Origin of the sequence: Mesobacillus persicus (assembly GCF_900109925.1) — a bacterium.
GTDB lineage: Bacteria > Bacillota > Bacilli > Bacillales > Cytobacillaceae > Mesobacillus_B > Mesobacillus_B persicus.
The window spans coordinates 35,944-49,400 of record NZ_FOBW01000014.1 but is presented as its reverse complement, the minus strand read 5'-3'; the positions used below and the strand labels follow the sequence as shown (position 1 = coordinate 49,400).

Below are 13,457 nucleotides of genomic sequence, written 5' to 3'. Positions count from 1 at the left end.
TTTCACAACAACCAGTCCTACCCCAACCGCACGAGCTCTTGAAGTTCGTCGGTGGATAGTTCGGTCATCCAGCTGTCGCTTTGGATGATTTGGTCGTTGAGGTTTTGCTTTTTCTCGAGCATCGCATCGATTTTCTCTTCTAATGTACCAGTGGCGATCAATTTATGAACGTGAACAAAGCGGTCTTGCCCAATCCTGTACGCTCTATCGGTCGCTTGGTTCTCAACCGCCGGGTTCCACCAACGGTCATAATGGATAACGTGGTTCGCTGCCGTCAAGTTCAGCCCTGTTCCACCCGCCTTCAAGGACAGCAAGAAGAACGGAAATTCGCGATTCTGGAACTGATCAATTAACTGGTCGCGCTTCGCTTTCGGCAAGCTCCCATGTAAAAATGGCACATCAACGCCAAACTCCTCCTGCAGCACCTTGCGAATCATTTCACCCATGCCAATATACTGGGTAAAAATCAAACAGCTTTCATCCTGCTCACGCACCGCGCCAACCAAATCCATCAGCTTTTCCATTTTCGCGGAACGTGCCACGAGACTCGTCGGCTGCTCTTCTTTCAAATAAAGCGCAGGGTGGTTACAAAGCTGCTTCAAGCGCCCGAGCATCTGCAAGATCAAGCCTTTGCGCTCAAACCCTGACAGCTTTTCAATCTCGCCAAACGTATCTTTGACAAGCTGCTCATAAAGCGAAGCCTGCTCAGCAGTCAGCGGACAATATTCCTTCTGCTCAATTTTATCCGGCAGGTTCAAGGCAACGTCTTCATCCTTCTTCGTCCGCCGCAATAAGAACGGCCGAATCAAGCCCTGAAGCTGACGGATGGGCTCGGACTCGCCATCTTTTTCAATCGGCACAATGAACCTCTTCTGGAACTGACCTGCACTGCCAAGATACCCACGATTGGTAAAATCAAAAATTGACCACAACTCAGATAAGCGGTTTTCCATCGGTGTCCCTGTCAGAGCAATATGATGAAGACCCTTTAACTTCCGGACTGCCCGTGATTGCTTCGTATCGGCGTTCTTGATATTCTGCGCCTCATCAATCGCCACTGCACTCCACTCAACCGGCTCCAGTTCCTCGGAATCGAGATGCGTCAGCCCATAAGAGGTAAGCACAATATCCGCCTGCTTCGTCCGCTCAAGCAATTCCTCACCCTTAAGGCGAGTGGATCCGTAATGAAGCATCACATCCGTCCCAGGGGCAAACCGTTCGATTTCCTTCTGCCAGTTCCCAAGCACAGACGTCGGACAGATGATCAAGGCAGGTCCGCTCCTAGACTCCTGTTCTTTTACCGAAAGCAGGTAGGAGATAAGCTGAATCGTTTTCCCAAGCCCCATATCATCGGCTAACACCGCGCCAAATCCATATTTCCGTAAAAATAACAGCCAGTTCATCCCGAGTTTTTGATAAGGACGTAGCTCGCCTTGCAAACCAGCAGGCACGGGCTGGTCAGGAATTTCCTTTGTTTCCGATAGTTGCTTCATCATCTGCTTCCAATGGCGATTCAATTCAATCTGAATTTTAGCAAACGCCCGCGGGTCATCAAGCTGCTCAGACGGCTCATCGGTTTCCTCGTTCAATTCTTGTTGCAACAGGTCACGTATATGTAAGCCTTCTTTATCGGCCTTTTTCATCAAATCCTGAATCTGGCGAATAAACCCATGGTCAAGCTTAATCCATTTTCCGCGGACAAACACAAGGCGACGTTTTTCATTGACGAGGTTTTGGAATTCGTCCTCGGTAAGGTCAACGCCATTCATCGAGAAGCGCCAGTCATAATCAAGCAACGCATTGAGCCCAACAAATGAACGACGGTAGCCACCTTGACTCTTCAGGCGCGCCTTTACTTTTAGGTGCGATGTTTTAATCGCTTCCCACCAAGACGGCAGGAGGATCTCAATTCCAAGCGCAATCAAGGTCTCGCTCGTTTCGGTTAAAAATTGCCATGCATCCTCTTCGGATAACGCTGATTTGAGACGAACGTCATCGCCGCCACGCTCGCCTTCCTCCGCTAGCCATGGAAACACCTTCGCTAAGCGTTGTTCCTCGGCATCAACCTTGTCGTGGAATCCATCCCAGTTGGCTGGATAATCGGCGTAGTTGTTCGCCTCAATGACCATTCCATTTTTATGACCGCGCAGGAATAAGCCGAGCTGCCAATCGCCTTCACCATCCTCCGGCTCTTCCAAGCGCAGGCCAATCGAAAACGGTGCGGGATTTTCTTTTATACCAAGCCACTCTAACCAGCGCGCCTCATCGAAATAAGCGGCAAGCTCGCGACCGGAAAGCTGGTTGTTCCGCAACAGTTCGAGTTTCTCGCCAAGCAAATATTTCAGAGTTTCATTTTCATCAAAATAAGCATCCAGTGCGTAGTGGAATAGGTCGGAAATAAACCTTTCTACCTGCCAATCTTGCCCGTCCTGGTGGATGACATCCTCCCAAAAATTATCGCCGAACTCGTCTTTGACCTGTTCAGGGAGGGCCCAGCGGAACGAGCCGGATTCAGTAATCGGAGCCGCCGCCGTCCCAGAAGTAGGGGAGGCATCGTCACCTTCGAGGTCCCCAGCGTGATCCAACATCCGAAAATCCGGATGCCAATCTTTCTCAAGAATCGCATCGTAGACGGCATGGGCCGAGGCGAGGCAGAGGTGGGAGAGTTCGTCCCATTCCCAGTCAACAATCCGGTTGAAGCCTTCCTCAGCGAACAAGGTGACAAGCTGCCAACTGCTGATGACAACCCCATTAATTCCGTCCTCAGTCGCGCTCTCAAGCATCGTCCCGTAATAGCTCTCCTTATGACGGTTAAAAAGCAGGTGCCGCCAATCCGAAAGATCGAGCCAATGCCCATCCGGATTCAGCGCATACAGGAAAAACCTCCCGTCCGCCAGCGGCTTCATCTGAATCGAAATCATCTTCATCTGCAGCATCCCAGCCGCCCCTTTCTACACTTGTTCAAGTTGGTAAAACTTTGGTAGGTGCCAGGCACCATCCAGCAGATTTCCAGTCAAACAAAATATCCATTTTCCTGGATGGTGCCACCGCCGCCGCTCCACCCAGTTTATTCCTCTACCACCTTCGGCTCAATCAGCTTGGCACGCTCACATTCGGCGTGGAAGGCGCGGAGGCGTTTGTTGCGGTCGAGGAGTTTCTTGAAAAACGTTTCCCATTCGGGAACGCGCTTTAATTTTTTATAAATCGTCCGCAGTTTTTTCAATAATCGGACGGCTTGTTTATAGCTAGACCGGTTCTTTTGAGCAATCAGCCCATCGACAGCCTGATGAAGAATCGGTAGCAGTACAACGGGGTTATCCTTCTGAACAATCTTCAACTTGTCATTTGGGACCGACAAGGACTCAAAATTGGCATAGGTAAACAGCTCGCCCCATTTATCATAATGTCCCTTGGCAAATAAGAAGTCTTCATATTCAATAAAGCTATAGGGAAGTGTCTGCGACAACAGCTTCTCATACAAATCCTCCCGACCACCTGACCGAAAATAAGGCTTGGCATTGCGCAGCGCATAGCGAGTAAAATCGCGAGCCTCGTGCCGGTTGTCCATTCGATCAAGCGCGGTACGCACATGCTGGGTCAAAAACTCAATGAAATCGCCAGCCCGGGGCATGTCCCCTTGACTTGTCAGCTCTTCAATCCAATAAAACATAAACGGAAGCGTATGTAGCCCGAGCTGCTTCAGCCGCTCAAGCGTATCCTTATCCCGGCGTGCCAAAAAGTACTGGTGAGCCAGCGCAATGTCCTCAGCCTGGGTTCGTTTCCCATCGCCAAATTTCTCAAGCCGCTCACGTTCCTCATCACGCCAACTTGCCTTTTTCAATAGATTGCTCCAAAACATTCGGTACAGATTCACTCGTTCAAAATTAAACTGATCTTCGGTTTCAATCAATTCCGCCGTCTCATTCTTCAATTCTTCCATAAAAGGATCAAAGTCAAACGGCAACGAATGGACCGATAACGAAGCAATCAAGTCTTCAATATCTTCTTCGATCGTATCAAATAAATAGCGATAATAACGGTCAACCGTTTCGCTAGAATGTCCAAGATTCTCACTCATCACCGTGAGCTGCTTAAAGGCATAAAGATTCCCAACCAATTCATACAGTGCTTTCCATTCTTGGTGAATAGGGGCAGTTGCCCGCAGCTGTCGCATATAGCCGTGAAACAGACTAGCAATCACATAAGGCGTCGGCTTTCCTTGCCCAAGGACAATCTCCTCAAAGCTATGCTGGAACTCTGAAATCCAACGTTTGTAATTAAACGCGTCATCTTGGCGTCCTTTAATGAGATCCTTCGCCTTGTTCATGCCCCATTTTTCCGCCTGTTCGCTTTCCTTCGCCGGTTTGCGCCAGTCTTCAACCCAATCAGCCACACTCGCCACCTGATCATAAGCATGGAAAAACGCAGCCATCCGGTGACGGCAAAACCCGAAGGCAGGGCAAGTACAGGTGCTATCATTGGGATCAGCAAGACTGACATACACCCGGACCGGCGTCACATCTTGAATCGTCGCCCAAATCGACCCACCAACAAACTTTAAATGATGGACAAGACCCTGCCGATACAGCATCAGACCTTTTTGGACGACCTTTGAATCTTCCTCAGATTCCGCTCGAAGCAGCCGCTTCAGATCATTCGCCGCCTCCTTCAACTTCGGAACCTGTAACTCTGGGACCATCGCCACCTTCATTCCTCCTTTGGGGACGGTTCTTTTGCTTCCGAAGCAAAAGAACCGTCCCCAAGCTTCCAAAAAACCATATTTCTTTATTATAACCTATTATTGGTCGCAAGAGGAGTCCTTGGGTGATTTCAAATTAATAGAGGATTTCGGCTCGTTGAAAAAGAATAGTTATTGTATATATCTTCACAAAAAATCCTTGCAAACAAACGTACATCTGGGCCTTCCAAAACAAGAACCAAGACCAATTACCGAAAGATCCACCCACCTACAATCCAGCATGATGGAGGGAGTCACAAAATGATGTTTCAAATTCGCCTGATGCGCGGGTTGCGCCATCCTAATTATTTTATGTACGAACTCCGAACGACGGAAACCGTGGGGAAGGTATGGAAGCATTCCATCCTCTTCATTTTGATCAGCGGCTTGGTATTTGGACTAGGTGGTTATTTCGGCATGGGTTCAGAATATTTAGCGAAGAAATTTCTGACGATGTCATCCGAAGAATTCCAAATACAAAAAGCTTTATTCGTCAGCGGACAAGTGGTGTGGGGCCTTTTTTATGGAGCAGGGATTCTTTATTTTTCATCCTTTTGGTTCTGGAGCATGACCGACACGGAACTGAATCGCTATATCGTTATGCAGATGCTTGTGTTGTTCATTCTTCTCCTGGAAAAAGCGATCATGATTCCCATCGGCTTGACGCTTGGCATTCCGGAAATCTCATCGCCGTTCTCACTTGGACCCATTGCACAATCGTTAACCAATAATCGATTCTTAATCTACTTTTTCGCCGGCATTACGCTTTTCAAACTATGGGCCATCTCAATTCAATACATGTATGTCCGCGCTCTAACCGGGAAATCCCGCGTGGTCGTACTAGCATTAGTGCTCGGGCTTAACCTCATGTTATGGCTGATGTCGGCGATGTTTTCATTTATCCAGTTTGAGAAAATCATATAAGCGGGTAGGTGATTTTAGATGAAAAAAAGAACCATCATTCTCGCGGTGGCAGGGGCGCTGTTGATCAGCGGAAACGTGTTCCTGACCCTTCACAAAGATAGCAAGGTCGATCGAACTTCATTTATCACCTCATGGAACGAGGCGACAACCGAGACCCTGACCGAAACGCTAAAAACAGCCGGGGTCGTCATCCCTGCCGAGGAACATCCGGTCTATTTTACTAGTGAGCAGGGCGGCTTTCAGCAGTTCCTTGTAAAAAAAGGCGATCCAGTCACAGTCGGTACGGAGCTCTATGAGTATCTGTCCGCACAGGCTCCCATCGACCGCGAGCGGCTTCAAACCGAAATTAGCCAGCTAAACCGCGAAGTCGCATTAATCGAAGACCAAATCGACCAATTAGAATATCTACAGACCGTTTCCGCCTCAACAGCAACGGAAAGCATCCCCGTCAGTGGAGACGGCTTGCCCACTGGGATCCAGTCGGAAACCCTCGTCGAAGTGACGCTTGCAAAAGAAATTTACGATAATGAACGGGAAATCCGGCAACTCGAAGCAGATATCGAAATCTATGAGGACAGTCTAGCAACCCTCAGCGACACCAGCGAGCTTGATGTCCGAAGCGAGGTCACAGGCACGGTTAAAGACATCAATTATGACCTTGAAAATCCGATCATGACGATCATCTCAGATTCCCCGAAGATTCGTGGGACGTTCCTAGAAACCGACTTAGCGAAGGTGGAAGAGGGGATGGAGGCATATATCACATCGGATCTACTGAGCGACAAGCTCGCAGGCAAGCTGGCGACCATCGCTAACCATTCCGAAGATGAGCCAGACGTTGAGAAGGAAAGCGAGTTCGCCTTTGAAATTGAATTGGACAGCAGCGGTATGGCGGAGGATGAAGCGTCAGAGTCCACCTTCGATGACGGAGACAATACCGCCGAGATAAGACCCATCCATCCGTCAGAAAGTCGTCACCCAGATACGAAACTCGCCCACGGCACCCGTGTCAACATTACCATCGTCACAAACAAAGCCGTAAATGCCTTAACCCTATCAGAAGAGCAAATCAAAAAAGGCAGCTATGTCTATGTGTTACCACGAACCGGCAAAATCGAGCGCCGACCAATTAAAATGGGCCTCGAAGTCAACGGCAAAGTAGAAATCGTCGAAGGACTAGAACAAGGCGAAACCATCATCACCAACCCAAACCAAGTCAAACGCCCAGATCATCCATTCATCACCCGGCTCGATTTCCTAAGAATAAACCCCAGCCTAATCAAACGAGAATCACCTATGACCTGGCTAAAAGCCATCTGGGTAGGCTTCAGCAAACAATAGGGACGGTTCTCCTGCTTCCTTCGCGAGAAGGAAGCGGAGGAACCGTCCCTATGCTTCATTTTCGTTTCTTCGCCAATTCATCCCGATCCGGGGCCATTGGTGGCTGCTCCATCCAGCCGTTCTTAATCATGAGATTCGCCCCATCTTCCGAGTATAATTGTACTTCGGTGGATAATCGATTATACATGAGGCCGATATCTACTCGTGGACTTTGAGCGACCGCGGTCCCGTAATACCCGATACTTAAGCCAATCATTCCCGTGGTCATAAACATCATGAGCTTATCGGAAAAGGTTTGCGAGGTACTAACCGTGATGTCGTTTGCCCAACTAGTCGGGGCGGGAAGATCGCCTTCCCCAAGTTTTTCAGCAAACAGCCTTACATGCTTCTTAGCAATCCCAATTCCCTTAACGAAGAACTCCGCCACCTCTTTGGACTTTGCTACCTGGCTGAATCCAGTAAGCGTCGCTGCTCCGAGGTCATTTCGTTGGAGGTTGGCGTAAAGGTTTCCGACCTCCGCGGCAAGGAGTGGGCGCTTATCCCCAAATATATCCCACACAAACCCTTGTTTTTTTACATACTCGACATTTACTTGGTTCGGAAAAGAAGGGGGGCGAATAAATAGACCCTTTGATAACAGAACTCCCTTTGCCCGTTTGTATAACTCCATCGTCTCGGATACACACCCCATAAAATAGTCGGTGATATCCTCTCTGGCTGATGAGGTCACAGCCCCCGAATAAGTTGTGAGTCCATTCTTGGCCATTTGGAGGAGAAACTGGAGAACATAGGTGTCAGAGTACAATTTGGGGGCCTGCAAATCAACATCTTCCTCCAGCTTGAAGCCATGTGGAATCACCTGCTTTTCCTCCTTAAAGAGGGCAGTCAACCATTCTATATGGTTTTGTGACAGCTCCAAGGCAAAGGCGATAACAGGCTTAATTTCCTCATCCTCAGCCTTTTCTAAATAATAAGTAAGAAAACAAATACTGGCACTATCATTCATGTATTGCGCCCACAATGGCGCTAACTCACTTGCTGTAAGACTAATCAGTCGTCCTTGGTCCATGTCATACCTCCATCTACAGAAATCCTAAATTTATCTTTCCAACAGTTGACCAAAATATGTAAGCATGGGGACGGTTCTTTTGCTTCCGAAGCAAAAGAACCGTCCCCATGCTTCCTTAAGAATAGAAAAACTAGCCTAAAAAGAAACTATCATTATTATGCCGATATAAATTACATAGAGAAGGTTGGAGAAAAAGTGAATAAAAGTGCATCAGAAATACTCCTATGGTCCATTGGCCTGCCAGGGTTTGGCCAAATATTAAATCGGAAATTTCTTAAAGGGATTTTTTTCATTCTATTAGAAGTAGTCGTGAATGTTCAGGCAAATTTTAACCGCGCCATCTTCGCTAGTTTTAACGGGGATATTCAAACGGCTATCGATCAAACCAATATTCAGTGGCTGATGTTTTACCCTTGTTTGTATTTTTTCACGATGTGGGATGCCTATAAGGATGCAAAGGGAGGAGCCCATTCTCCATTTTTATATCTTCCTTTTGTCATCTCAGCATACTTTGTGACGGTCGGCGTGATGTATTCGCAGACCATGACTGTCTTTGGCGTCCAATGGGGTCCAGTGTTTTTACCAATCCTATTTGTCATTCCAGCGATAATCATTAGCTTTATGATAAAAACACTCCTCACCCATTTAATGAAAAAAAGGACCGTCCCTAGTTAAAAGATCGGTCTTTTTGCACTGCTTATAAAAGAAACCCAACCCAGGCCGCTAAAAATGAAACGACCACCGAAGTGACGACATAACCGACAGCCAGCTTCCACTTATTTGCAACGATCAACTGCACTATTTCGTTCCCAAAGGTCGAAAAGGTGGTAAAGGCACCGCAAAAGCCAACCCCAACGAACAGCATCACCCAATCGGCCACGGCACCATTTATATGTAAATTAAATACAATCCCGAGTAAAATAGAACCCGAAATATTGATGATCCACGTGCCATATGGAAAGCTTGACTTCGTTCGTCCCGCTACAAACAACCCAAGAGAATAACGACAAATCGCACCTAACGCGCCGCCCACTCCAATCAAGAGGAAACTCATCATGACTTCATGCCCCCCTCGGTGCTGCCGATCTTAAAGCCAATAAACGCCAATAAAACTCCCGCTAAAATCGTCGTCAACAGATAGAACAAGGCCACCGATATCGAACCCGAGGTCAGCAAGTCGATTGATTCCACCGAAAACGTTGAAAAAGTCGTAAATGAACCTAAAAACCCCGTGCCAATCAGCAGCACATATTCACTCTGAACCTTCTTGCGCTTCGCAAACGCCAAAAACCAGCCCAAAGCCAAGCACCCAAGCAAATTCACCAACAACGTCCCGACCGGAAAGCCATTCTCCATATACAACCATTCGCCGATACCAAACCGGGCCATCGCCCCTAAAAAACCACCCAAACCAACTAAAATCAACTGCATAAATCGATAACTCCTTTAAAGCAAGGGGACGGTTGTTTCGCTTCCTTCGCCAAGGCTTCGGAAGCAAAAGAACCGTCCCCTTGCTTCCAACGTCTACTTGACCACATACCTCATCTCAACAAGCTGCCCATAACGAGTCGTATCGGTCAGCCTTAATGCATGGAAATCAGTTATATCACTGAATAGGGAAATCCCATTGCCGAGAAGGACAGGGGCCACGGTCACGATCAATTCATCAATCAAGTGACGATTCATCAGCTCTGAAATCAACATCCCGCCACCAACGACCCAGGCCTTCTTATAGTTCTTAGTAGAAAGGGCTGACATCAAGTCATCAACTGTCCCGTTGATAAACGTGACATCTTCGTTGCTCCCAGTCAACTGGTTGGTCAACACAAAGCAATCCTTGCCACGATAAGGGAAGGGGATATCGAAGCCAAGGATGACCTCATACGTCTTTCGGCCCATCACCACCGCATCGACCTCAGAATAGTAGCGCCCATAGCCATTATCCCCATCGCCCTCAATCGCCTCAAGCCAATCCACAGCACCCGTATTGTTCGCAATAAAGCCATCAAGACTAGCCGCGATATAAACGCTAATTTTCATAAAAGCACCCCCAACTGTTCGCACGAAAAAAGCAATCTACATCCATTTTGCCAAATAAATTGGGAATAAGATACTGCTTTGATTTCGGATTAAAATAGTTAAGGTGATCTGGCTGAATTAAGAGCATCATAAAGAGCCTTTGTCACAATTTGTTCACCATTTTTTCAATAACTCTTGAGAATCGATGCATAACTTTCCAGAATCGATGCATAACTTCCGAGAATCAATCAATAACTTACTAGAATCGATGCATAATAAAAACTGTCTTCATAAAAAATACCTATAAGGGTACAAAAAGAGAGCCTAAAACCTCCTGAATAGATAGCGGGAGAGCCTTGTTCCTGGTATTTCAAGAAAAGAGAATCTCTTTCGGGTAAAAAACAGCGGAATAGGTTGCCATTTGATCCTTCAACCCACAAGCAATACCAAATCCCGAATTCATCCGCATAGCTCATCACTGAGTTGGACCATTTTCCGGACATAAACAAGTTTAAAACCACTTCTCTAGAAATATCTTCAATGCGAAGCCCCGCTCACTTCTCCGACCCGAAACAGCCCGCCAAAACACCTAAAAAAGACCAAGTACGCTAACCGCACCTGGCCATCTAACCTTATTATCTAATTGAAGAAGCAAGAGAACCGTCCCCATGCTTCATCCAATAATCACTTTCTCCCTAGGATAATGATAGCGATCCTCAGGTCCTGGCTTGGAAATAATCGTAATGAACGAGAGAATTCCAATCCGCCCAACGAACATCAAAGCAATGATAATCATTTTCCCAACACTGCTAAGCTCAGGGGTAATCCCCATTGATAAACCCGTTGTTCCGAAGGCCGAGGCGACTTCAAAGATAATCGCCATCGTCGAAAACGGCTCGGTAATCGACAGGAGCACAACGGCGGTAAAACAGATGAACAACGCGGTCGACATGATCGCCATCGACTTCAGAATGTCCTCAGGATCAAACTCGCGGTTAAACACCTTCACCGACTTGCGCCCACGGGCAAAGCTATATAAAAACAGTAAGATTATTGCAACCGTTGTCGTCCGAACGCCACCACCAACAGAACTTGGCGACGCACCGATAAACATCAACACGCTAATCACGAGTAGAGTCGGATTGGTAAACTCACTTACATCCATCGTTGCCAAACCACCATTTCTCGTCGTCGATGATTGGAAGAACGCATAGAAAAACGATTCATGCCACGTTTTATCAGCAAAGAAATGATTGATTTCTAATAGTAAAATCGCAACCGTACCAAAGACCATTAACCCGAAAAATGTCGTCGTGGTTAACTTCGTATAAAGGGAAAAACGGAAAATTTTCCGTGTTTTTCTAGATAGATAATAATCCTTCAACTCAATAAGTACCGGAAATCCAATCGCCCCTAAGGTTAAAAGAATGATATTCACTGTTTGCACAAAATAATCCTGCGCAAACGGGATCAACGATTGACCAGTAATATCAAAGCCTGCATTCGTCGTCGCACTAACAGCGGCAAACATCCCCTGCAAATAGGCTTCTTGCCAGGTAGGGAAGTAAGTTAAAAAATATGTCCCTAAAATTAACCCACCAACCAACTCAATCGCGACAATAATAAGCAAGATATTTTTCATTAGGCGCACAAGCCCGGACAGACTCGACTGGTTCTGGTCCGTCTTGATAAGCTGCCGTTCCTTTAAACCAATTTTCTTTCCTAAAAGCAACCAAAAAAAGGTTCCTAGAGTCATAATACCAATGCCACCAAATTGGAGGATAAACATCAAAATAAAAATCCCCGTTGTGCTAAACGTATCAGGCGTAGAGACAACAGCTAATCCCGTCACACTAATCGCACTAACCGCGGTAAACAGCACATCAATAAATTCCCACTCGACACCTGGCTTTAACGTAATTGGTAGACTTAACAAACCCACCGAAATCAAGACAGCAATAATGTAAAAAGACACAATCAATTGAGAAGGCGACAAATTTTCGATCCTCAATTTCAAAATGGACATAGTAGACGAACTCCTTTAGAAGCGCTAAGTATGTTCATCATTATAAGCCCATAAGTAGAAATGTGAAAGCCTGTTTTCAAGCAAGAGAACCGTCCCCATGCTTATATGGTAAACTAGGGAAAAGAACTAAATGGAAAGCGAGTGTTTTCTAAAAATGAACATTTCAATTATCGACATTGCTTTGTTGGCCTTAGTGGTTTACTTACTATTTAAAATAAGCAAACTCGAGCACCGCATTCAAGCAATGACCTACACAATCAACCAACTCTCAGACAAGGTAAAACTCCCAGAACCACCGGTGAATAAGGAGCTGCGAAAGCTCATAAAAGAGGGCAAGGAAGTCGAGGCGATCAGAGAAGCACGCCGAGCGTTCGGCCTAAGCCTAGTTGAGGGAAAACAGTACATCGATGACTTAAAAACAAAGAAATAACCAAGGAGAAGACGATGGAAAAAATCGCCCAAAACGCATTAAATCTCTATTTTATAGTCATTTTCATCATGCTCCTCAAAAACGCCGTTCCCTTGGGTGAAGACATACAAGCTCTCATCAGCTTAGGACTAGTATTAGTGGCCCTTGGCGTGTTTATTATCGAGAAAATCGTCCATCGGAAGAACACTAGGTCAAAATAAATAAACAATTTCAGAATAATACAAGATGTATCGAACATAGTGTGTGGTATAACGAGCTATAAGTCCTTAGTTGTCTCCTTCTTACCCGTGAAAAGCTTCTATAAAGGTGCTGATTGCTTTGAGAAGAAGAAACAAATATTTGCCGATCATAGGCGGATTGTCCGCTTTCTTAATCATTTATGTTGTCATAAGCATAATCAAAAATCTTAGAATCTATTTTGTGTATAGCACAGGTGTCGGACCGTTCTTATTTGTTGGGGCAATTATTCTAGTAATCATTTTCCTCTTTTTCAAAGGGTCCCGGTCGTTTTAGGGAAGGTCCTCCTGCTTTCAACGCATGTAGTAATGGATACGAAGAAGCCTAATCCTCTAAAGGGGAAAGGCTTCTTTTTATTTCATTCGCTAACTTGGTGGAATAGTCATTATAATATTCGGAGTTTCTCACCAAGAAAAACATATGAAATGTCGAAGTTTGCATTTCCAAGGAAATAATTAGCTGATTTTGTCTTTTATTTCACACGTAAAAGTATTCAGGGAGCCTTTAAGTATATGAGGAATTGGGTGTCTTTCTTGTGTTTCATATCGCCGCCCGATATGCATTGTGCATTATCTAAAACCGTTCAAGTTTAAGAGGTTGTTAGGTGATCGTAAAGGTTTATATCGCCATGCAATATGGCAAACAAATATTGTACCTGAGTGAGAATTAAGAG

At 46.0% G+C, this 13,457-nt stretch carries 12 protein-coding genes; 5 read left to right on the top strand and 7 right to left on the bottom strand.

All coding sequences use genetic code 11. The features are described 5' to 3' along the window. Window positions 1-17 precede the first annotated feature (17 nt). Window positions 18-2,936: a DEAD/DEAH box helicase gene (locus BMX30_RS17525; protein ID WP_090748724.1), complete on the bottom strand. Its 2,919-nt coding sequence runs from the start codon at window positions 2,934-2,936 to the stop codon at window positions 18-20. Between the two features lie 131 nt (window positions 2,937-3,067). Next, the gene (locus tag BMX30_RS17520) at window positions 3,068-4,711 is read right to left on the bottom strand and encodes an SWIM zinc finger family protein (RefSeq protein ID WP_090748722.1); all 1,644 of its coding nucleotides are present in this window, start codon (window positions 4,709-4,711) and stop codon (window positions 3,068-3,070) included. 288 nt (window positions 4,712-4,999) lie between these two features. Between BMX30_RS17520 and BMX30_RS17510 the strand changes: the two genes are divergently transcribed. Next, on the top strand, window positions 5,000-5,662 hold the full coding sequence (locus BMX30_RS17510; protein WP_090748718.1) for a hypothetical protein: 663 nt from the start codon (window positions 5,000-5,002) through the stop codon (window positions 5,660-5,662). A gap of 18 nt (window positions 5,663-5,680) precedes the next feature. Then, entirely contained in the window at window positions 5,681-7,003 is a 1,323-nt protein-coding gene (locus BMX30_RS17505; protein WP_090748716.1) for an efflux RND transporter periplasmic adaptor subunit, read from the top strand. A gap of 55 nt (window positions 7,004-7,058) precedes the next feature. On the opposite strand, the gene BMX30_RS17500 is transcribed toward BMX30_RS17505, so the two are convergent. Further along, the gene (locus BMX30_RS17500) at window positions 7,059-8,072 is read right to left on the bottom strand and encodes a DUF3231 family protein (RefSeq protein WP_090748715.1); all 1,014 of its coding nucleotides are present in this window, start codon (window positions 8,070-8,072) and stop codon (window positions 7,059-7,061) included. 195 nt (window positions 8,073-8,267) lie between these two features. Between BMX30_RS17500 and BMX30_RS17495 the strand changes: the two genes are divergently transcribed. After that, window positions 8,268-8,747, top strand: coding sequence for a hypothetical protein (locus BMX30_RS17495; protein WP_090748713.1), 480 nt, complete (start codon window positions 8,268-8,270; stop codon window positions 8,745-8,747). 22 nt (window positions 8,748-8,769) lie between these two features. On the opposite strand, the gene crcB (BMX30_RS17490) is transcribed toward BMX30_RS17495, so the two are convergent. From crcB (BMX30_RS17490) to BMX30_RS17475, 4 genes are all read right to left on the bottom strand, one after another. Then, window positions 8,770-9,129 (bottom strand): fluoride efflux transporter CrcB, encoded by a 360-nt coding sequence (crcB, locus tag BMX30_RS17490; protein ID WP_342028083.1) that lies wholly within the window; start codon window positions 9,127-9,129, stop codon window positions 8,770-8,772. Next, window positions 9,126-9,503, bottom strand: coding sequence for a fluoride efflux transporter CrcB (crcB, locus tag BMX30_RS17485; RefSeq protein ID WP_090748711.1), 378 nt, complete (start codon window positions 9,501-9,503; stop codon window positions 9,126-9,128). Before crcB (BMX30_RS17485) ends, crcB (BMX30_RS17490) begins: the two co-directional genes overlap by 4 nt. A 93-nt stretch (window positions 9,504-9,596) precedes the next feature. After that, complete coding sequence (locus tag BMX30_RS17480; RefSeq protein ID WP_090748709.1) at window positions 9,597-10,112, bottom strand: dihydrofolate reductase family protein; 516 nt, start codon at window positions 10,110-10,112, stop codon at window positions 9,597-9,599. A gap of 652 nt (window positions 10,113-10,764) precedes the next feature. Then, complete coding sequence (locus BMX30_RS17475; RefSeq protein WP_090748706.1) at window positions 10,765-12,117, bottom strand: TrkH family potassium uptake protein; 1,353 nt, start codon at window positions 12,115-12,117, stop codon at window positions 10,765-10,767. Window positions 12,118-12,271: 154 nt separating this feature from the next. Between BMX30_RS17475 and BMX30_RS17470 the strand changes: the two genes are divergently transcribed. Both BMX30_RS17470 and BMX30_RS17465 read left to right on the top strand, forming a co-directional pair. Next, complete coding sequence (locus BMX30_RS17470; RefSeq protein WP_090748884.1) at window positions 12,272-12,547, top strand: hypothetical protein; 276 nt, start codon at window positions 12,272-12,274, stop codon at window positions 12,545-12,547. 14 nt (window positions 12,548-12,561) lie between these two features. Then, window positions 12,562-12,747: a hypothetical protein gene (locus BMX30_RS17465; RefSeq protein WP_090748704.1), complete on the top strand. Its 186-nt coding sequence runs from the start codon at window positions 12,562-12,564 to the stop codon at window positions 12,745-12,747. The last annotated feature ends 710 nt before the right edge of the window (window positions 12,748-13,457 follow it).

What these genes read in the sequence shown, in the direction of transcription:
- BMX30_RS17525 (WP_090748724.1), bottom strand. Translation starts at nt 2,936, where the DNA reads ATGCTGCAGATGAAGATGATTTCGATTCAGATGAAGCCGCTGGCGGAC.
- BMX30_RS17520 (WP_090748722.1), bottom strand. Translation starts at nt 4,711, where the DNA reads ATGAAGGTGGCGATGGTCCCAGAGTTACAGGTTCCGAAGTTGAAGGAG.
- BMX30_RS17510 (WP_090748718.1), top strand. Translation starts at nt 5,000, where the DNA reads ATGATGTTTCAAATTCGCCTGATGCGCGGGTTGCGCCATCCTAATTAT.
- BMX30_RS17505 (WP_090748716.1), top strand. Translation starts at nt 5,681, where the DNA reads ATGAAAAAAAGAACCATCATTCTCGCGGTGGCAGGGGCGCTGTTGATC.
- BMX30_RS17500 (WP_090748715.1), bottom strand. Translation starts at nt 8,072, where the DNA reads ATGGACCAAGGACGACTGATTAGTCTTACAGCAAGTGAGTTAGCGCCA.
- crcB (WP_342028083.1), bottom strand. Translation starts at nt 9,129, where the DNA reads ATGATGAGTTTCCTCTTGATTGGAGTGGGCGGCGCGTTAGGTGCGATT.
- crcB (WP_090748711.1), bottom strand. Translation starts at nt 9,503, where the DNA reads ATGCAGTTGATTTTAGTTGGTTTGGGTGGTTTTTTAGGGGCGATGGCC.
- BMX30_RS17480 (WP_090748709.1), bottom strand. Translation starts at nt 10,112, where the DNA reads ATGAAAATTAGCGTTTATATCGCGGCTAGTCTTGATGGCTTTATTGCG.
- BMX30_RS17475 (WP_090748706.1), bottom strand. Translation starts at nt 12,117, where the DNA reads ATGTCCATTTTGAAATTGAGGATCGAAAATTTGTCGCCTTCTCAATTG.
- BMX30_RS17470 (WP_090748884.1), top strand. Translation starts at nt 12,272, where the DNA reads ATGAACATTTCAATTATCGACATTGCTTTGTTGGCCTTAGTGGTTTAC.
- BMX30_RS17465 (WP_090748704.1), top strand. Translation starts at nt 12,562, where the DNA reads ATGGAAAAAATCGCCCAAAACGCATTAAATCTCTATTTTATAGTCATT.